At 54.5% G+C, this 19,348-nt stretch carries 23 protein-coding genes; 20 read left to right on the top strand and 3 right to left on the bottom strand.

Going from position 1 to position 19,348, the window contains the following annotated elements; translation table 11 throughout:
* Positions 1 to 8 precede the first annotated feature (8 nt).
* The 4 genes from EK22_RS11325 to EK22_RS11310 all read left to right on the top strand — a co-directional run bounded on the left by EK22_RS11325 (position 9) and on the right by EK22_RS11310 (position 4,092).
* On the top strand, positions 9 to 770 hold the full coding sequence (locus EK22_RS11325) for an SPOR domain-containing protein (RefSeq protein WP_036250991.1): 762 nt from the start codon (positions 9 to 11) through the stop codon (positions 768 to 770).
* A gap of 40 nt (positions 771 to 810) precedes the next feature.
* Positions 811 to 1,305 (top strand): CvpA family protein, encoded by a 495-nt coding sequence (locus tag EK22_RS11320; protein WP_020159718.1) that lies wholly within the window; start codon positions 811 to 813, stop codon positions 1,303 to 1,305.
* A 27-nt stretch (positions 1,306 to 1,332) separates the two neighbouring features.
* Positions 1,333 to 2,841 carry an amidophosphoribosyltransferase gene (purF, locus tag EK22_RS11315; RefSeq protein WP_027147338.1) on the top strand — a complete coding sequence of 503 codons (1,509 nt, stop codon included), beginning with the start codon at positions 1,333 to 1,335 and terminating at the stop codon, positions 2,839 to 2,841.
* A 63-nt stretch (positions 2,842 to 2,904) separates the two neighbouring features.
* Entirely contained in the window at positions 2,905 to 4,092 is a 1,188-nt protein-coding gene (locus EK22_RS11310) for an O-succinylhomoserine sulfhydrylase (RefSeq protein ID WP_036250987.1), read from the top strand.
* 208 nt (positions 4,093 to 4,300) lie between these two features.
* Here EK22_RS11310 and EK22_RS11305 read toward each other — a convergent pair whose 3' ends face one another.
* The gene (locus tag EK22_RS11305) at positions 4,301 to 4,678 is read right to left on the bottom strand and encodes an Hpt domain-containing protein (protein ID WP_235209291.1); all 378 of its coding nucleotides are present in this window, start codon (positions 4,676 to 4,678) and stop codon (positions 4,301 to 4,303) included.
* A gap of 344 nt (positions 4,679 to 5,022) precedes the next feature.
* On the opposite strand from EK22_RS11305, the gene EK22_RS11300 reads away from it, so the two are divergent.
* Genes EK22_RS11300 through EK22_RS11230 form a run of 16 tightly spaced genes read left to right on the top strand, consistent with a single transcriptional unit; the run spans position 5,023 to position 17,620 of the window.
* The gene (locus EK22_RS11300) at positions 5,023 to 5,508 is read left to right on the top strand and encodes a flagellar basal body-associated FliL family protein (protein ID WP_036250983.1); all 486 of its coding nucleotides are present in this window, start codon (positions 5,023 to 5,025) and stop codon (positions 5,506 to 5,508) included.
* Position 5,509: 1 nt separating this feature from the next.
* The gene (fliM, locus tag EK22_RS11295) at positions 5,510 to 6,511 is read left to right on the top strand and encodes a flagellar motor switch protein FliM (RefSeq protein ID WP_020159723.1); all 1,002 of its coding nucleotides are present in this window, start codon (positions 5,510 to 5,512) and stop codon (positions 6,509 to 6,511) included.
* 42 nt (positions 6,512 to 6,553) lie between these two features.
* The gene (gene fliN / locus EK22_RS11290) at positions 6,554 to 6,931 is read left to right on the top strand and encodes a flagellar motor switch protein FliN (protein WP_020159724.1); all 378 of its coding nucleotides are present in this window, start codon (positions 6,554 to 6,556) and stop codon (positions 6,929 to 6,931) included.
* Positions 6,931 to 7,353: a flagellar biosynthetic protein FliO gene (fliO, locus tag EK22_RS11285; RefSeq protein ID WP_036250981.1), complete on the top strand. Its 423-nt coding sequence runs from the start codon at positions 6,931 to 6,933 to the stop codon at positions 7,351 to 7,353. Before fliN ends, fliO begins: the two co-directional genes overlap by 1 nt.
* Positions 7,346 to 8,086 (top strand): flagellar type III secretion system pore protein FliP, encoded by a 741-nt coding sequence (gene fliP / locus EK22_RS11280; RefSeq protein ID WP_020159726.1) that lies wholly within the window; start codon positions 7,346 to 7,348, stop codon positions 8,084 to 8,086. Before fliO ends, fliP begins: the two co-directional genes overlap by 8 nt.
* A 12-nt stretch (positions 8,087 to 8,098) precedes the next feature.
* The gene (gene fliQ, locus EK22_RS11275) at positions 8,099 to 8,368 is read left to right on the top strand and encodes a flagellar biosynthesis protein FliQ (RefSeq protein WP_020159727.1); all 270 of its coding nucleotides are present in this window, start codon (positions 8,099 to 8,101) and stop codon (positions 8,366 to 8,368) included.
* Between the two features lie 4 nt (positions 8,369 to 8,372).
* Positions 8,373 to 9,146: a flagellar biosynthetic protein FliR gene (fliR, locus tag EK22_RS11270; RefSeq protein WP_036250979.1), complete on the top strand. Its 774-nt coding sequence runs from the start codon at positions 8,373 to 8,375 to the stop codon at positions 9,144 to 9,146.
* 3 nt (positions 9,147 to 9,149) lie between these two features.
* Complete coding sequence (gene flhB, locus EK22_RS11265; RefSeq protein WP_036250977.1) at positions 9,150 to 10,280, top strand: flagellar biosynthesis protein FlhB; 1,131 nt, start codon at positions 9,150 to 9,152, stop codon at positions 10,278 to 10,280.
* 7 nt (positions 10,281 to 10,287) lie between these two features.
* Positions 10,288 to 12,381 (top strand): flagellar biosynthesis protein FlhA, encoded by a 2,094-nt coding sequence (flhA, locus tag EK22_RS11260; RefSeq protein WP_036250974.1) that lies wholly within the window; start codon positions 10,288 to 10,290, stop codon positions 12,379 to 12,381.
* Between the two features lie 14 nt (positions 12,382 to 12,395).
* On the top strand, positions 12,396 to 13,802 hold the full coding sequence (flhF, locus tag EK22_RS11255; RefSeq protein WP_036250972.1) for a flagellar biosynthesis protein FlhF: 1,407 nt from the start codon (positions 12,396 to 12,398) through the stop codon (positions 13,800 to 13,802).
* A 31-nt stretch (positions 13,803 to 13,833) separates the two neighbouring features.
* Entirely contained in the window at positions 13,834 to 14,667 is an 834-nt protein-coding gene (locus EK22_RS11250; RefSeq protein ID WP_020159732.1) for a MinD/ParA family protein, read from the top strand.
* 11 nt (positions 14,668 to 14,678) lie between these two features.
* Positions 14,679 to 15,401: an RNA polymerase sigma factor FliA gene (locus EK22_RS11245; RefSeq protein WP_200882596.1), complete on the top strand. Its 723-nt coding sequence runs from the start codon at positions 14,679 to 14,681 to the stop codon at positions 15,399 to 15,401.
* 23 nt (positions 15,402 to 15,424) lie between these two features.
* Complete coding sequence (locus EK22_RS11240; protein ID WP_036250967.1) at positions 15,425 to 16,180, top strand: flagellar motor protein; 756 nt, start codon at positions 15,425 to 15,427, stop codon at positions 16,178 to 16,180.
* Between the two features lie 2 nt (positions 16,181 to 16,182).
* Positions 16,183 to 17,037: a flagellar motor protein MotD gene (gene motD, locus EK22_RS11235; protein WP_036250964.1), complete on the top strand. Its 855-nt coding sequence runs from the start codon at positions 16,183 to 16,185 to the stop codon at positions 17,035 to 17,037.
* Between the two features lie 23 nt (positions 17,038 to 17,060).
* Positions 17,061 to 17,219, top strand: coding sequence for a hypothetical protein (locus EK22_RS24710; protein ID WP_020159736.1), 159 nt, complete (start codon positions 17,061 to 17,063; stop codon positions 17,217 to 17,219).
* Positions 17,216 to 17,620, top strand: coding sequence for a DUF2802 domain-containing protein (locus EK22_RS11230; protein ID WP_036250962.1), 405 nt, complete (start codon positions 17,216 to 17,218; stop codon positions 17,618 to 17,620). Before EK22_RS24710 ends, EK22_RS11230 begins: the two co-directional genes overlap by 4 nt.
* Before the next feature lie 360 nt (positions 17,621 to 17,980).
* On the opposite strand, the gene EK22_RS11225 is transcribed toward EK22_RS11230, so the two are convergent.
* Entirely contained in the window at positions 17,981 to 18,598 is a 618-nt protein-coding gene (locus tag EK22_RS11225; protein ID WP_020159738.1) for a nuclear transport factor 2 family protein, read from the bottom strand.
* Complete coding sequence (locus EK22_RS11220) at positions 18,585 to 19,253, bottom strand: Bax inhibitor-1/YccA family protein (RefSeq protein ID WP_020159739.1); 669 nt, start codon at positions 19,251 to 19,253, stop codon at positions 18,585 to 18,587. Before EK22_RS11220 ends, EK22_RS11225 begins: the two co-directional genes overlap by 14 nt.
* Positions 19,254 to 19,348: the final 95 nt, after the last annotated feature.

Raw genomic sequence — 19,348 nt, 5'->3', positions numbered from 1 at the left:
TTGAGAAAATGGAACAAGAGTTAAAACAACGATTAATTGGTGCGGTAGTTGTGACGGCGCTGGCGGCCATTTTTATTCCCATGCTGTTTGATGATCCTGTTGACAATAGCGGTCAGGTTGTCAGCGAATTGATTATTCCCGAGGCGCCGATTGTCGTGGAGGGCGAGGACAGGCTGCCCGCCAATGCCGATCAGGTTCTGAATACGACGGAGGCGGAACCGTTGGACGCTGAGGATACAGGCTATCCTGACCGACCGCTTGATGAACCGGAAATTGCTTTATCCGAACTGACTCAGGAAGAGCTCGGTTATCCCGAATCCCTGGGCGCCGAAGATGCGCAAGAGGTAGTTATCGTGGAAGAGGCCGAGCAAGTGCTGGAGGCGCCGAGAAAAGAGAGCAGCCCCCCGGTGCGGCAGGAAACAGCTCGACATGAGAAACCGGCGGCGATTAAAACGCCCGCTAAGGAATCCCAGGCGGCTACAAAACCGGAGCCGGCTGTTCAGCAGAAAGCCGCGCCAGCCAAATCAGGCAACGGCCTGACCCGGTGGTATATACGCGCAGGCAGTTTCAGCAAGGAGGAAAACGCCACGACCCGATGGACTGAACTGCGCAAGCAAGGCTTTCCGGCGTCGCTGGAAACCGCTCAGGTTAACGGAAAAACCTTATATCGGATCAAGGTCGGCCCCGAGCTTGATCAAAAACGCGCTAAAGCCATGCAGGAAAAAGTGGATAGGCTAAATAAGATTAAATCCCTTCTTGTCTCGGAGTGAGGCCAAGTGAAACGCTATTTTTTATAGACCGGACGGACATATGATCTGGATAGACTTTACCATTATCGGCCTCGTCCTCATTTCGCTGGTCATAGGGTTATTGCGCGGTGTTATTAAAGAAGTGTTTTCATTGGTGTTCTGGATAGTGGCGATCTGGGTGGGGATGAATTTCAGTCGTGACTTCTCCCGCTTCCTGGAGCCGGTTATCAGCCACCCGTCAGCCAAAATTGCCGCCTCGTTCGTCAGTCTGTTTGTGATTACGCTGGTTCTCGGTGGTCTAATTGGTTTTATACTGGGAGAAAAGCTGATTAAACAGGCCGGACTCACTTTCGGCGATCGCTTTCTCGGTATGATTTTGGGCTGTTTCCGAGGCGTGGTCGTTGTTGCGGTCATGATCGTGCTGGCCGGCTTGACATCGTTGCCGGAAGATTCCTGGTGGAAAAAATCCCGATTGATTCCACCTTTTCAATCATTCGCTGTCTGGTTGCGGGATCACAACCCGTCAGGCATGGCGGGTTATATAAATTATCGCTAAATATTTTAAGGATCAGGTTAAAAAAGAATGTGTGGTATTGCTGCTATCGTTTCACATCAGGCTGTTAATCAGGAGTTGTATGATGCATTAACAGTTTTGCAACATCGAGGCCAGGATGCCGCGGGGATTGTCACTTGCGAGAACGGACGACTGCATTTGCGCAAAGAGAACGGCTTGACACGGGACGTTTTTAACAATGATCAGATGATGAGGCTGAGGGGCAATATGGGCATTGCCCATGTGCGTTATCCCACGGCCGGCTGCACCAGCTCGGCTGAAGCGCAGCCTTTTTATGTGAACTCTCCTTTCGGTTTGACGCTGGCGCATAACGGCAATCTGACCAATACCGAAGAGCTGAAAAAGGCCTTGTTTGTCGAGGATCTGCGTCATATTAACACCGATTCCGATTCCGAAGTGCTGCTGAACGTTTTTGCCCATGAATTACAATCGCTGGGCAAACTGCATTTAAGCGTGGAGGATGTGTTTGAGGCGGTATCGGGCGTGCACCGGCGCTGCCGCGGCGCTTACGCGGTAGTGGTTATGATCGCCGGGTTCGGAGTGCTGGGCTTCAGGGACCCACATGGTATCCGGCCCGTAGTATTCGGCGAGCGAAAATCCGACCATGGCCCCGAATTCATGATCGCCTCGGAAAGCGTGGCGCTGGACGTGCTGGGCTTTAATCTGATCAGAGACCTGGAACCCGGGGAAGCGGTGTTTATCGAGGAATCGGGCGTACTGCACACCAGGCAGTGCGCGAAGGCGATCGATCATTGCCCTTGTATTTTTGAGTACGTTTATTTCGCCCGTCCCGATTCCATTATTGACGATATTTCCGTTTATAAAGCCCGTTTGCGCATGGGCGAAAAACTGGCGGAAAAAGTGCTCAGAGTCTGGCCGGACCATGATATCGATGTCGTCATCCCTATTCCCGATACCAGCCGCACGGCCGCTTTACAGATGGCCAACAGGCTGGGCGTCAAGTTTCGCGAAGGTTTTATGAAAAACCGCTATATCGGACGGACTTTTATCATGCCAGGCCAGAAAATGCGGAAAAAATCGGTCAGGCAAAAGTTAAATGCCATCGGTCTGGAATTCGAAGGCAAAAACGTTTTATTGGTTGATGATTCCGTGGTCAGGGGGACGACGTCCGAACAGATTATCCAGATGGCCCGGGATGCCGGCGCCAAAAAAGTCTATTTCGCTTCCGCGGCGCCGCCTGTCCGCTACCCGAACGTGTACGGCATCGATATGCCGGCCGCTCATGAGCTAATCGCGCATAACCGCTCGGAGGAGGAGGTTTGCGCCGCGATCGGTGCCGACCGCATGATTTATCAGGATCTGGATGACCTGATCGATGCCGTTCGCAAAGGTAATCCGAACATCAAACATTTCGATACCTCCTGTTTCAGTAACGAATACGTGACCGGCGATATTGATACGGCCTACCTGGAGCGCATTGAAGCCATGCGCAACGATAGTGCGCAATCGGAACGGAATTCGCAGAATTTCATTATAGAAATGCAAAATTGCGGTTGAAACAGCAGGTCTGAAATGCGCCTTGCTGGAACTCTTTTTTCTTCCTGACAAAATTAACGAACAATGAAAGACATTAACTGGAACGAATATTCTCTGGAAACTCAGGCCATAAGGGCCGGACACAGGCGGACGCATGAAGATGAGCACAGCATGCCGATTTTCGCTACTTCCAGTTATGTTTTTGACAGCGCCGAGGAAGCCGCTTTGCGCTTTACCGGCCAGAAAGCCGGCAATATCTATTCGCGATTCACCAATCCAACCGTCAATGCCTTTCAGGAAAGGCTGGCGCTGATGGAGAAAGGCGAACGTTGCCTGGCTTTTTCGTCGGGCATGGCGGCCATCATGGCGGTCGGCATGGGTCTGCTGAAAGCCGGCGATCATGTCGTCTGTTCGCGCAGCGTCTTCGGCAATACCGTGTTGATGTTCCAGAATTATTTCGGCAAGTTCGGTGTTGAGACGGACTTCGTTGACCTGACCGATCTTGCGGCTTGGGAATCAGCCATCAAGCCGAATACGCGCTTTCTGTTTCTGGAAACGCCTTCCAACCCGCTGATTGAAATCGCCGATATTGAACGCATTGCCGCAATCGCGCATAACCACGGCAGTTTGCTGGTGGTCGACAATGTTTTTTGCACGCCGGTGCTGCAAAAGCCACTGGCGCTGGGCGCCGATATCGTCGTGCACTCGGCCACCAAATACATAGACGGGCAGGGGCGTTGTGTCGGCGGTGCCGTCGTGGCCAGCGAGGAACTGATCGAGAAGCATATCTATCCGTATCTGCGCACGGGCGGCTCGACCATGAGCCCGTTCAATGCCTGGGTATTTTTATCGGGCCTGGAAACGCTGGCGGTCAGGATGAAAGCGCATTGCGACAACGCGTTCGAGCTGGCCAAATGGCTGGAGCGGCAGCCGGGCGTCGCCAAAGTCCATTATCCCGGCCTGGCATCCCATGCCCAGCATGAATTGGCCAGGCGCCAGCAGGCGCACTTCGGGGCCGTGGTCAGTTTTGAACTGAGCGGCGGCAAGGAGCAGGCCTGGAAATTGATCGACGCCACCGAAATGCTGTCCATTACCGCCAACCTGGGCGACGTCAAGACCACTATAACGCATCCGGCCACGACGACGCATGGCCGGCTGGCGCCGGAAGTCCGCGCCGCCGCCGGTATCAAGGATGGGCTGGTGCGGATTTCAGTAGGTCTTGAGAATCTCGAGGACATCAAAAACGACCTGTCAAAAGGTCTGGAAGGCTGACAGCTAGCCCGGGTATTTCATAAAACCACAGAGGACACAGACAACCCCGGGAGCAAGTATCTGTCCATGCGGTCGTCTGTGTCCTCTCTAGCCCCTTATGCCGGGCTTCCGCAAAGCTCCAACCCAGCCTACCCGCTAAGCCACAGGGATGTAGCGAATGTCGAAAACGCAGCCAAGTGGCTTTACCAAAAACAGCGGTAAAGGCTTTCTATTGTTCTGAATTATCGTCAAGATCAGCAAGGATAGCGGCTTGGTGACTGATAAAGCTCAAGACGCGTTGATGCAGTGTCAAAAAATGCCGATCGGTGGCCTCGAAGTCCTGGTTTAACAGGCAGCTCTCCAAGGCATGAGCCGCTTCCTGCATATCAGTCAAGCCGCAGAAACTTGCCGAGCCATGCAATTTATGGGTGATTTGCCGGGCAAGCGTGTACTCCCGGCTATTCAGCGCCTTATTGATGGCGCTGATTTGCTCCGGAAGTTCTTCAAACAGCTTTTTAAAAATTGTCAGGCTGAGCGGACGGTTATTGTAGGTTTTTTCCAGCATGGCCTGAATATAATCTGTCGCGTGTTTTGTGGGTAGGGTCATAATTGCTTGGTAATGAAATAACGATAATGACGGTTTTATGACGCTATCATCGCTTAAATTCTTGATGGTTTGAAGTCGCAATTATTCACTGCAGCGTCCAGGCCATTAATCCTGTCTTTTTATTAGTTAATTATCAGCTTTTACGATTCTCTGTATATTATTCTTTTAGTTGATTATTTTTTCTATTCAACCGGGTTTTTCAACGCCGATCCTCTATAATGACCAATGCCTGACGGTGATATTTCCGATGATTAATGAAAATTCATAAGCGTTTGTTTTATTATTGTTATTTTATTGTGGTCTATAAATTGCTTTTAATGGATTTAAAATGAAAGGTTTTAAACATGGCTCAAATTGAACAAAAAAACAGCGGAGCAAAGGGTTCCTCCACAAAACTGATCCTCATTATTGCCGCTGTATTGATTTCATTGGCGGGCGGTTCGGCGGCGACTTTCTTTTTTTTGCAAGGAAGCATGGCCGAGGCTGAAAAAACCGAGCAGGTGGTCGTCGAGGATAAACGGTACTTCGATATGGAAAAGCCCTTTATAGTCGATTTCCCTAAAAGCGCTTCAGCGCGGCTGATACAAATTTCAGTGTCATTTCTGGTGGAAGGCGAGGAAACCGTCGCGGCGCTGAAAAAGCACGAGCCGATGCTGCGGAATAACCTGCTGATGCTGATCAGCGCTCAAAATGTCGATGAGCTAAAGACCCGCGACGGAAAAGAACAGCTGCGCGCCGTGATGCTGAATGAGACCGATACCGTGTTAAAGAAAATGACGGGACAGAGCCGGCTCAAGGAAGTCTTTTTTACCTCTTTCGTCATGCAATAATATGTCTACGGCCGATTTACTGTCACAGGAAGAAATAGATGCCCTGCTGCATGGCATGGATGAGGGCGATATCGCTATCGCGACTGAACCGGATACGGATGAATCTTTTCCAGACGACATTCCGGAAGAGCATAAGCCGTATGACTTTACCAGCCAGGAACGGATTGTCCGCGGACGCATGCCGACCCTGGAAATGGTCAATGAACGGTTCGGCCGGTATTTCCGTGTGTCGATCTTCAATTTTCTGCGCCGTTCGGCGGAAATCTCCACACCCGCGCTGCAGATTCAAAAGTTTTCCGAATACATACAAAGCCTGTTCGTGCCGACCAACCTGAATATCGTGCGGTTTTCCCCGCTGCGCGGACGGGTCTTGATCGTCATGGAGCCGCGCCTGATTTTTACCGCCGTAGACAACTTTTTCGGCGGCGGGGGACTGTTTTACAACAAGATCGAGGGCCGCGAATTCACGCCGACCGAGACCCGGGTTATCCAGATCATCCTCGACATGATCTTCAAGGACCTCCAGGAAGCCTGGAAGCCGGTCATGGATCTCAATTTCGAATACATGAGTTCCGAAATCAATCCGCAATTCGCCAATATTGTCAGCCCTTCGGAAATTGTGGTGATCTCCACGATTCATGTCGAGCTGGAGGGCGGCGGCGGCAATATCAATATTGTCATCCCGTATTCGATGCTTGAGCCGATCCGGGAATTGCTCGATGCTGTCAGCAGCGACAGGACCGAAGTGGACGGCCGCTGGCAGGTAGCCCTGCGCAACGAGATCATGCGCGTGGAAGTGAGCGTCGACAGTCTGCTGGTGGAAAAACAGATGAGCCTTAGGGACGTCATGCGCTTTAAAAAAGGCGACGTCATACCGATCGACATGCCGGAAACGGTACAGCTTAAGGTAGAGGGCGTGCCTATTTTTGAGGGCAAGGTCGGCGTATCGGACGGCAATTACGCGGTGCAGATTATCAACAAATTAACCCCTGACTCGATTTGAGGGCTTCAGGGCCGGGTTATAACGCGACAAGCGGGAAAAAATATGAGCGAAGAATCAATGGGACTTTCCGACCAGGAAGTGGCTGATGCATTTGCAGCCGCTGAATTCGAGGCATTCGACAACCAGGAAGATAAAAAGCCGTCGGCAACCCCAGCCGATGAAATCAATCTCGATGTGATTTTGGAAGTGCCCGTGACCATTTCCATGGAAATCGGCCGCACGCATATCAATATCAGAAACCTGCTGCAGCTGAATCAGGGGTCGGTCGTTGAACTGGACCGTTTTGCCGGCGAACCGCTGGATGTGCTGGTGAACGGCATGTTGATAGCGCATGGCGAAGTGGTCGTGGTCAACGACAAATTCGGCATCCGTTTAACCGATGTGATCAGTCCGTCGGAACGCGTGAAAAGACTCGCCTGATGCGTCTGAAAATCACGCTCTGCGGGCTGTTGTTCTGGGGCAATCCGGTGTTGGCGGCAGATGCCCCGCAGGCGGCCAGAACGGTGGCTTCGGGGGATATCGCCAATTGGAGTCTCGGGCTGCTGATCGTGCTGGGCGTTTTTTTTCTCTGCGCCTGGGCGATGCGCAAGCTGGCGGGTCTCAGTGTTAGCGGGTCCTCGAAAATGCGGGTCCTGGGCGGGCTGTCGCTGGGCATGCGGGAAAAAGTCGTTTTGCTCCAGGTCGGTAACAAACAGCTGGTTCTGGGCGTGACGCCGGGCCGCATACAAACCCTGCATGTGCTGGAAGGCGATGATTGCCTCGGCAGCGAGAACGACTCGCTAATGGAAACGGGATTTGCGCGGAAACTGAAGCAAGCGATGAAAGGGCAGCCGGATGCGTAGGGGTATTTTACTGCTGGTTTTGCTGCTGTCCCAGATGCCGGCCTTTGCGGCGCCGGGCATCGATGCGCTGACGGTCACGACCAATCCGCAGGGCGGCCAGACCTACAGCGTCACGATTCAGATTCTGGCGGTCATGACGCTGTTGACGCTGCTGCCCGCCTTGCTGCTGACGATGACCTCCTTTACCCGCATCATGATCGTTTTAAGCTTGCTGAGGCAGGCGCTGGGAACAGGGCAGGCGCCGAGCAACCAGGTGTTGCTGGGCCTGTCGCTGTTTCTGACCATTTTCATCATGATGCCGGTCATCGATCAGGTCAACACGGAAGCCGTGCAGCCTTATATGGAAGAGAAAATCGACTTTAACTCGGCGATCGTCAAGGCATCGGAGCCGTTCAGGCGGTTTATGCTGAAGCAGACCCGCGAATCCGATCTGGAATTGTTCGTCAGGATTTCCGGCCGGGCGGAACTGGCATCGGCTGACGATGTGCCGTTTTCGCTGCTGTTGCCGGCTTATGTGACCAGCGAGCTGAAAACGGCGTTCCAGATCGGCTACCTGATTTTTCTGCCGTTTCTGATTATCGATCTGGTGGTGGCCAGCGTGCTGATGTCCATGGGCATGATGATGCTGTCGCCGATGATCGTGTCGCTGCCGTTTAAAATCATGCTGTTCGTGCTGGCCGACGGCTGGTCGCTGATCATGGAAATGCTGGCGGCGAGTTTTTATGTCAGCTGACAGGGACGCGCCATGACCCCGGAAACCGTTTACAACATAGGGCAGGCGGCGATGGTGGTTGCGGTCAAACTGGCGGCGCCGGTGCTGTTGCCATCCCTGGCCATCGGATTGGTCATCGCCATGTTTCAGGCGGCGACTCAAATCAATGAAACCACGCTGACCTTTGTGCCCAAGCTGATCGTTATCGGCGTGGTATTGATGCTGATGGGGCCGGCCATGCTGCAAATGTTTGTCGACTACTTTCAGGAATTGCTCAGGGATATTCCTTATTTGATCGGATAAGCCATTGAATTTTACCGAAGCAGAAATCCTGGGACTGGTCGGGTCATTCATCTGGCCGCTGATGCGCATCAGCGCAATGTTCGTGGTCCTGCCCGTGTTCAGCATCCGCGCCGTCCCGGCCCGGGTCAGGCTGATCCTCTCGGTCGCGCTGACGCTGGCGGTCATGCCATTGCTGCCGGCGCTGCCGGCTGTCGAGCCGTTCAGTTATGCCGGCGGTCTGGTGGCCGTTCAGCAACTGGCGATCGGCCTGGTCAGCGGTTTTATTGTGCAGCTGGTGTTTGCGGCTCTGGTTTTTGCCGGACAAGGTGTCGCTTACAGCATGGGGCTGGGTTTCGCGGCCATGGTCGATCCGCAGAACGGCGAGCAGGTGCCGGTGGTCGCGCAGTTTTATGTCATCACCGGCACGCTGATTTTTGTCGGTCTGGATGGCCATCTGCTGCTGATCAGGATGCTGCTGGACAGTTTCACGACCTTGCCGATCGGTATGGCCGGGCTGGCAACAGCCGATGTCTGGACCGTCATCGCCTGGAGCAGCCGGCTGTTTGCCGGCGGCTTGCTGCTGGCGATGCCCATGATCGCCAGCCTGCTGCTGGTCAATGTCTGTTTCGGCGTGGCCGCCCGCGCGGCGCCTCAGCTCAATATTTTTTCGGTAGGCTTTCCCATCACGTTGATGCTGGGCATTTTATTGATCTGGGTGACATTGCCCGATGTGCTGGATCAGTTTTCGGGCCTGTTGACCGATGCCTATGAACTGATCGGGCACTTGTTGCGGCTATAGCGTATGGCAGAAGATTCCGATCAGGAAAAAACCGAACAACCCACCGGCAAGCGCCTGGCCGACGCGCGCAAAAAAGGCCAGATCGCCCGCTCCAGGGAGCTCAATACCTTCGTCATGCTGATGACCAGTGCCGTGCTGCTGCTGACCTGGGGCGAGCATATGGGCAATGGCCTGATCGATATGATGAAGGCTCAGTTTCAATTGAAGCGCGCGGTGATTTTCGATCCCGCCAGTCCCGCCCTCTACTTCAAGCAAACCATGATCGACGGCGTCCTGCTGATCGCGCCTTTTGCCGCGGCCATGGTCGCGGCCGCCATTATCGCCCCGCTGGCGCTGGGCGGCTGGGTGTTCAGCTGGGAGGCGCTTGCGCCCAAGCTGGAGAAGCTGGACCCCATTAAAGGCCTGGCGCGCCTGTTTGCCGTGCGCGGCCTGGTCGAGATGCTGAAGGCGCTGCTGAAGTTTTTACTGGTCTTTATGGTGGCGGTCGTGCTGTTCCGGTTTTTCCTGAAGGAACTGGTCGGCCTCAGCGTCGAGCCCATGGCGCAGTCGGTGTCGCATGCCCTCCGTATTATCGGCCTGTGCTTTTTGCTGTTGAGCGCTTCATTGATACTGATCGTAATGATCGATGTGCCTTATCAGCTGTGGGATCACAATAAAAAACTGAAAATGACCCTGCAGGAAATCAAGGATGAGATGAAGGAATCGGAAGGCAGCCCCGAAGTAAAAGGGCGCATGCGCAGGATGCAGATGGAAATGGCGCAAAACCGGATGATGACGGAAGTGCCGAAAGCCGATGTGATCGTGACCAATCCCAGCCATTATGCGGTGGCCTTGAAATACGACCAGCATGCCAACGGGGCGCCGAGACTGGTCGCCAAGGGCGTCGATCTGATCGCGGCGCAAATCCGAAATCTGGCGATAGGCGCCGACGTGCCGCTGGTGGCGTCGCCGCCGTTGGCGCGGGCCTTGTATTATTCGACCGATCTGGACAAGGAAATACCGCAGGGCCTGTACCTGGCGGTGGCGCAGGTATTGGCCTATGTTTACCAATTGAAAACCGCCCGGCAGAACCATTGGGATGAGCCCTTGCCGCCGGGGGATATTAAAGTGCCTGATGAATTCAAACAAGGGTAGATAACGTATGGATCTGAGCAGACTAAAGGCGGCATTAGCGATGCTGGGCAAGGCGGAGTTGGGCGCGCCGCTGGTGATTGTCATGATTCTGGCGATGGTCATGCTGCCGTTGCCGGCTTTTTTACTGGATCTGCTGTTCACCTTCAACATCGCGTTTTCGCTGATCATCCTGCTGGTGGTCGTCTATACGCTCAAACCCCTGGATTTTGCTTCGTTTCCGACCGTTATCCTGATGGCGACGCTGTTGCGTCTGGCGCTGAATGTGGCCTCGACCCGTATTGTGCTGCTGCAGGGCCATAACGGCGGCGATGCCGCCGGCAAGGTGATCGAGGCCTTCGGTGCGTTCGTGATCGGCGGCAATTTCGCGGTCGGCCTCGTGGTTTTCGCCATTCTGGTCGTGATCAACTTCATGGTCGTCACCAAGGGCGCCGGCCGGGTCGCCGAAGTGGGCGCCCGCTTTACGCTGGACGCCATGCCCGGCAAGCAGATGGCGATCGATGCGGATTTGAATGCCGGTCTGATCAGCCAGGATGAGGCGCGTGCGCGCCGTGCGGAAGTCGCGACCGAGGCCGATTTCTACGGTTCCATGGACGGCGCCAGCAAGTTTGTCCGGGGCGATGCGATCGCCGGCATCATTATTTTGTTCGTCAACATCATCGGCGGACTGGTGATCGGCGTCAGCCAGCATGGCCTGAGCTTCGCCCAGGCCGGCGAAATCTATGTGCTGCTGACCATCGGCGACGGCCTGGTCGCGCAGATTCCGTCCTTGCTGCTGTCGACGGCATCGGCACTGGTCGTGACCAAGGTCGGCAGCAGCGGCGAGAATATTGGCCAGCAGGTCAGCACGCAGCTGTTTGAGAATCCGAAAGCGCTGATCATTACCGCGGCCGTGATCGGACTGCTGGGCATTATTCCGGGCATGCCGAATCTGGTCTTTATCCTGTTGGCCTCGGGGCTGGCCGGTTCCGCCTACTGGATCGACAAGCGCCATAAGCTTGCCGAACAGGTTGAGATTGAGCGCTCGATGGTCATGCCGCAAGCGGCGCCCGAGATGAAAGAGCTGGGCTGGGACGATGTCATGCCGGTCGACGTCATCGGCCTGGAAGTCGGCTATCGGCTGATCCCGCTGGTCGACAAGAATCAGGGCGGGCAATTGATGACGCGCATCAAGGGCGTGCGCAAAAAACTGTCCCAGGAACTGGGTTTTTTGATTCCGTCCGTGCATATCCGCGACAACCTCGATTTGAGCCCTACCGGTTACAAGATCTCATTGATGGGCGTGACGGTCGGCGAAGCCGATATCCTGCCGGAAATGGAAATGGCGATTAATCCCGGGCGCGTGTTCGGCGCTTTGCCGGGCAAGGTCTGCCAGGATCCCGCTTTCGGCCTGGATGCGGTCTGGATTGAACCGAAGCAGAAAGACCATGCCCAGACCCTGGGTTATACCGTGGTCGATCCGGGCACGGTGATGGCGACGCACCTGAGCCATCTTCTGCAGATGCACGCGCACGAATTATTCGGTTATGAAGAAGCGCAGAAAATCCTTGAAAACCTGGCCAAGTCGGCGCCCAGGCTGGTTGAAGACTTGGTGCCGAAGACCCTGCCGTTGGGCGTCGTGGTTAAGGTGCTGCAAAATCTGCTGCAGGAACGCATTCCCATCCGCGATATGCGCAGCATCGCCGAAACTTTGGCGGAATACGGGGGCAAGAGTCAAGATCCCGACATCTTGACGTCCGCGGTGCGCACATCGCTGGGACGCTTGATCGTGCATGAAATCGGCGGCGCGCGGAATGAACTGCCGGTTATCACGCTGGATCACGAGTTGGAACAGTTGTTGCATAAGTCTCTGCAAACGGCAAGCGAAAGCGGCGTCGGCATTGAACCCGGGTTAGCAGAACAAATGCATCAATCGTTGCAAGACAGTGTGCAAAAAATGGAAATGGAAGGCCAGACCGCCGTGTTGTTGGTGTCCTCCTATATCCGTCCCTGGCTGGCCCGCTTCGTCCGTCATTCGATTTCCGGCTTACATGTCCTGGCATACAGTGAAATACCGGCCGATCGTCAGATCAAGGTCGTATCCACTGTCGGGCGACGCGCATAACAGATGAGGGCACAATGAAAATTAAACGCTTTTTTGCAGCAGATATACGCCAGGCCATGCGCATGGTTAAGGAAGAGTTGGGCGCGGATGCGGTCATCATGTCAAACCGGTCGGTGGACGGCGGCGTCGAGATCATTGCCGCGCGCGATTTTGACGAACAGTTGATCCACAACAAGCTGCAAAAACAGGCGAATGAACCACCGGCGCCGGCAGTTGCCGTCCGCGAGAGCAAAAACGCTGACCTCCCTGATTTCGAAGCCGAAAAAAAACGCCTGCACATTTTAACCAGCCCGAGAAAACCGGGTGGAGACGGATTCACATCCGATCGGCCTGTGCACCGCCCGGTTGACCAGTATGTCGGCTATGCGGAAAAAGCGCAGCTGCGCGGCAATCCAGCCAGTCCCGCGCCGAAAGCCGCCAAGCCGGCAGTCAGGGAAGCGCCAGCCTCGCCGGCCCCGGCGGTTAAGGCCGCCGAAAAGCCGGGCAGTCTGTCCGATCAGCTGCTCATGGAGATGAACAAGGAGTTGAAATACCTGAGAACCGCGCTGGACAGCCGGTTGACCGAAATCAGCCGGCCGCAAAACGCGCCAATCAATACCGTCAAAGCCGATTTGCTGCAACGGCTGAACGGTATGGGCATTTCCAAAAAGCTGGGCGCCAGGCTGGCTAACCAGCTGTCCGGTCATAACGATGCCGAACAGGCTTTTGAGCAAGCGCAGGCCATGCTGGCCGATATACTGCCGATAGCCGAGGACGACCTGCTCGAATCCGGCGGCATCGTCGCCTTAGTCGGTCCTACCGGCGTCGGCAAAACCACGACCATCGCCAAACTGGCCGCCAAGTTTATTTTAAGGCATGGCGCCAGACAGGTCGCCTTGATCACGACCGATAACTACCGTATCGGCGCCCACGAACAGATCAATACCTATGGCCGCATTCTTGGGGTGCCGGTGCGCGTGGCTTCCAGCGCCGAGGACCTGCGCCATTTGATCAACGGCTTTGCCGACAAACGCCTGATTCTGATCGATACGGCCGGCATGAGCCAGCGCGGCATGAAGCTGGTCGAGCAAATCAGTACGCTGCAGCAAAGCGGCCTGCCGATTAAATCGTATCTGGTCATGTCGGCGGCGACCGAATACCGGGCCATGAATGAAATCATCAACGCTTTTCAGGTTTTCGAACCGCAAGCCAGTATTTTGACTAAACTTGATGAAGCCGTTTCGGTCGGTTCCGCCATTTCCGCGCTCATAGAGCAGAACCTGCCGATAGCTTTTATCGCCGACGGCCAGCAAGTGCCTGAAGACATGCACCGTCCGCATGCCCGGTCGCTGATCGAGCACTGTGCGGCCGCGCTTAACGCGGAAAATGACTATACTGATGGAAGCAACCACGAAGCATGGATGGCGCAAGGCTATGCATAAGCCAACTGATCAAGCTGCCGGAATAAGGAAAATGAAATACATGAAACCCGTGCGCGTCATCGCCGTCACCAGCGGCAAGGGCGGCGTAGGCAAAACCAATCTGTCGGTCAATCTCGGCATCGCGCTGTCCCGAATGGGACGGCGGGTCGCCTTGCTGGATGCCGATATGGGCCTGGCCAATGTCGATATCCTGCTCGGCGTGTACCCGCAGTACAACCTGTCTCATGTGCTGGCAGGCGAGAAAACCCTGGACGACATCATGCTCGAGGGGCCGGCCGGACTGCGGGTTATCCCGGGCGCGTCCGGCATCCAGAAAATGTCCGAGCTGTCCACGATTGAGCAGGCGTCCGTGATCCGCGCGTTCAGCGAAATCGACCGGGATCTGGACGTGCTGATTGTCGATACGGCGGCCGGCATCTCGGCCAGCGTGGTCAATTTTGCCCGCGCCTGCCAGGAAATTATCGTCATGGTTTGCGACGAGCCGACATCGCTGACCGATGCCTATGCGTTTATCAAGCTGCTGAACAGGGATTACGGCCTGTCCCATTTTCATGTCATCGCGAACATGGTTCAAACGATTCAGCAAGGCCAGTCGCTGTTCCAGAAACTGAGCAAGGTAACCGACCGTTATCTGGATGTGACGCTGCAGTTTGCGGGCGCCATTCCATACGATGAATACTTGCGTAAATCCGTTCAGAAGCAAAGCCCGGTCGTCGAGGCATTCCCGCGCAGTAAGGCGGCGCTTGCCGTGAAGGCGATAGCGGCGAATGTTGACGCCTGGCCGTTGAAATCCCAGGCCGGCGGTTATCTTGAGTTCTTTATTGAACGCATGATCCAGTATGGTCTGCAAGAGGATGTCGCGTGAACAGAGCGGCAATGTACGCTTCGGTACAGTCGGGCGGCACCGATGAGCGTGTCATGCAGCATGTGCCCCTGGTCAAGCGCATTGCCTATCACTTATTGAATAAACTGCCGGCTTCGATTCAAATCGATGACCTGATCCAGGCCGGCATGGTCGGCTTGCTGGAAGCCATCAAAGGATATGACGCGACGCAGGGCGCCAGCTTCGATACCTATGCCGGCATCCGTATTCGGGGTGCCATGCTCGATGAAGTCAGGCGCTCCGACTGGACGCCGCGCTCCGTGCACAAAAAATCCCGTCAGGTGGTCGAGGCCATACAGGCCGTTGAGAGCCGCACCGGCCGCGAGGCCCGGGACAGCGAGGTAGCCGATTATCTGGGCATCGCTATCGATGAGTACAACCACATTCTTCAGGATTCGGTCAGTTGCCGCGTGTTCAGCACCGAGGAGCTGGCCCTGGCCGGCGATCATTTCCTGGAAGAGTCGACGAATTCGGCGGAAGAGCCCTTGGCCGGTTTAAGCCGCGACGGCTTTCGGCGCGCCCTGGCCGGCGCCATCATGGGGCTGCCCGAGCGCGAGCGGCTGGTTATATCGTTGTATTACGATGAAGAGCTGAACCTGCGCGAGATCGGCGAGGTATTGAATCTCAGCGAATCCCGGGTCAGCCAGATCAGCGCGCAGGCTGTGCTGAGATTGCGCGCCCGGCTGGCCGACTGGTTGACGGATCACTGCCGATAGTGGGCCGGCAAGTATAGAGACTTATGGATATTTTAAGCATCATTGGCATTCTGGTAGGCATCGGCGCACTGTTGCTGGGTAATTTGCTCGATGGCGGCCATATCGGTTCACTGTTGAATGGGCCCGCTTTCATTATCGTGCTGGGCGGCACGACCGGGGCGACGTTGCTGCAGTTTCCGCCGGCGGTTTTTATCAGAAGCGTCAAAATGTCGTTATGGGTATTCAGGCCGGAAAAACAGAATCTGAAAGGGCAAATTGCCAAGATAGTGGGCTGGAGCACGCTGGCGCGCAAGGAAGGCTTGCTGGGGCTGGAAAATGTGATGTCGGCCGAAAAAGACCTTTTCACCCAAAAAGGCCTGCAGCTTCTGGTCGACGGCAATGAGCCGGAAGTGATACGGGATACCCTGGAAGTAGAGATGACGACCAGTGAGAACAGGGATTTGCAGGCAGCCAGGTTATTCGAGGCGATGGGAGGCTATGCCCCGACCATTGGCATTATCGGCGCGGTCATGGGTTTGATCCATGTGATGGAAAATCTGGCGGAACCGGCGCTGCTGGGTGCCGGCATTGCCACGGCTTTTGTCGCGACCATCTATGGCGTGGCGACCGCCAATTTGATTTTCCTGCCCGTTGCCCATAAGTTGAAGCTGCATGTTCTGGCGGCCACGCTGGCGCGTGAGATGATCATAGAAGGCATTATCGCTATAGCCGAGGGCGAGAATCCACGAAATATCGAGTTGAAACTGAGCGGTTATCTGCATGACACGAACCGAACCTAGCTATGGCACGGCGTAGGCGAAAACCGCCTGAGGAGGCCAATAATCATGAACGATGGATAGTGTCCTATGCCGACTTTGTCACCTTGTTGTTCGCCTTTTTTGTGGTGATGTATTCCATCTCTTCGGTCAACGAGGGCAAGTACAAGACCCTGTCCGAATCACTGGACGACGCTTTTTCGAATAGAGCGCTGCAGGGCAATGTGCTCGAGCCGATCCAGACAGGCACGCCGCCTACCGTCATTCAGCCTATCCCATTGGACCATGTTGCGACTGCCGAAACGGATAAAAGACAGGCGTTGAGCGAGGAGATTCTCAAGGAAAGACGGCGTTTGCAGCAGGTTTCCGGGCAGCTTGAAGACGTTCTGCGCGCGTTTATCGACGACAACCTGGTGTCGGTCAAAAGGAGCGACTACTGGATAGAACTGGAAATGAACAGTGAGTTACTGTTTTCAAGCGGCGAGGCAAAATTATCCAAAAAGGCGATATCGGTGCTGAAAAAGACTGCCGAAGTCATTAAGCCCTTACCCAATGCAATCAATGTGGAAGGTCACACGGATACGATTCCCATTGCTACCATGGCCTTTCCGTCGAATTGGGAACTGTCATCGGCGCGAGCCACCCGTGTCGTGCAGGAACTGATCAAAGCGGGCATAGAGCCGGCTCGATTATCGGCAACCGGTTATGGCGAGTTTCATCCTATCGGCGATAATCGAATAGAAGAGGGTCGTTTTAAAAACCGGCGGGTTGTGCTGCTATTAGTGTCGCAGGCTTTTGCCCGCTATGGCGCGAGTGACGCGGAGCGGGCTAAATGGTTGAATCTGGCGCCGTCGGCCGCCGCCGCTGTTAGTAAACCCTGAGTGCAGATTAATAGGAGATCGGAATGACAGAAATTCGGCCTGTAGCGCCTTCTTGTCCCGTGTTAAAAACGGATCAGGATAAAAAAAAAGATCGGCCGGCGAAGCAACCGCCGTCCAAGGAAAAGCCCACTAGGGAAGATCAGGTGATTGAACCGGCCCGACATATTGATATTTCCATATGATGATTGACTATCTTCTCATAGCCATGGGCATCGCCATCGCCATCATTATCGGCGCGCTTGTCTGGCTGGCGCGGGTCTATTTGAGGCTGAAACGCGATTATCAGGTGCTGGCGAATACGGTGCAGGGCAATACCCAGGATATCGCCGGATTATGCTCTGCCGCCTTGACCGTGGATAGCCGGGTAACGAGCAATGACAAACAGCTGAGTGACTTATTAACACAGCTTGCCGAGCGGCAACAAAACGACCGGCATCAGCAAAACGATCAGTCCGCGCATCCCTATAGCGGGATTCTGCATGAAGTGCGCAGCGGCGCCAGTGTCAATGAGTTAATGAGAAATTACGGTTTGAGCCATGATGAGGCGGCTTTGCTGATTCGCCTGCATGGTTCTGAAAATTAGGGTTTGGTTAAAAATAACTTATTGAAATTAGCATCCTGCATAGGATGCGCTGACCAAAAGTAGGCGCTCCAGGCGGCATAGCGAAGCGCATCGCTCACGAACGATGCGTCTCCTGTCGTCGGCGCATCCTATGTTTAAACAGGGAAATGATTTATGGCCCAATCCCTAACATCTGATGTCACGCAGACAATTGACTCAGGTACACTAAGGATCAGGCTGACAATAACCACCGGTATCCCTTCCTTTTAAGGCCGTTTCCGGCCAATCGCCGCCATCGCTCCTACGTCCGTTATCCGCATAAAACAAGGCCACTACGCTGAGGACGGCATAGCCGTGCCTTCGCTTACGTCAGAAACCCGTTTATATCGTGCCGGGGTAAGGCGATTGTTTGTCGGGCTGAGCGGGTCTTTCCAGTTGGCGTCCGAACTCATCCAGTTGCCGCTCCAGTTCCTGGCCGAAAGACTCGAGCTGCTTTTCAATCAACGGGAGCTGCTGTTCCAACTGCTTGTTGAAGATATCGCCAAGCGCCTTCAGACTTCTGATAATGCCGCTGAACGGCTGGTTCGAAATATTGATCAGGGTTTGCTGGTAGTCAACTTGCCATTGATCATTTTCCTTTGCCAGGACGGTGTTAAAGGTCAGGGTTTTGTCGGTTTCATCGGTGGCCGAAGTGGTAATGACGGTTTCCACCGAGGCGTCAGTGCCGTTGATGACTATTTGGCCGGTTTGCACCGACGCTTCCTCAAGATACGGTTCTCTCTCGACCAGGTCACGGCTGGCCGGTGTGGCATAGCCTTTGGCCGCGCCAAGCTGGTCGTCTATCAGCGCTTCCCAGAATGCCGTCGTTACCTCATCGGGTGTTTTCGGGCTCTGGCAGCCGGCAAGTAGCGACAGGAAAATAAAAAGTCCGGCTAAATAAGCCGGACTTTTCGTTGCGCTTGGGGTAAATGCGGCAAGCAACGTTTTAATCGTCGCCACTGAATACGCCCAGCAGTTGCAATAAGCTCAGGAACAGGTTGTAGATAGAGACATACAACGATACGGTGGCTGAAATATAGTTGGTTTCGCCGCCGTGTATGATGGCGCTGGTCTGGAACAGAATCATGCCGGACATCAGCAGGATAAACATCGCCGATACGGCCAGGGACAAGCCGGGCATGGAGAAGACCATCGCGCCGATGCCGGCCAGAAACGCGACCAGGATGCCGACCATCAGGAAGCCGCCAAGAAAACTGAAATCCTTGCGTGTGGTTAAGGCATAGCCTGAGAGCCCCAGAAAGATGACGCCTGTGCCGCCTAGCGCGGTCATGATCAACTCATGGCCGTTGCTGAAGGCTTGAAGATACATGTTCAAAATAGGGCCGAGCGTTAAGCCCATGAAGCCGGTTAAGGCAAAAACAAAAACCAGGCCCAGGCCGCTGTTTCTGAATTTCTCCGTCAGAAACAACAGGCCGAAATAGCCCACTAAGGTAATGATCATGCCAGGGTGCGGCAAATTCAGCAACATCGATGCCCCGGCTGTCAATGCACTGAAAAGCAATGTCATCGACAATAACAAATAAGTGTTTTTCAGCATCTTATTGGTCGCCAGTATACTGGCTTCCGGTCGGGAAACAGCGGTATTTAATTTCATATTACTTGGATTCCTTAAAATAAAAGGTTAACAATACAGGAAGACCTTCAAATCTTACAAGAGTTTCGCGATGTCGGTAACAAAAATTGAGTAAG

Source organism: Methylobacter sp. BBA5.1 (assembly GCF_000746145.1).
GTDB classification, from domain to species: domain Bacteria; phylum Pseudomonadota; class Gammaproteobacteria; order Methylococcales; family Methylomonadaceae; genus Methylobacter; species Methylobacter marinus.
Note: the sequence above shows the minus strand (reverse complement) of the source record. Positions and strands in the feature narration are given on the sequence as shown.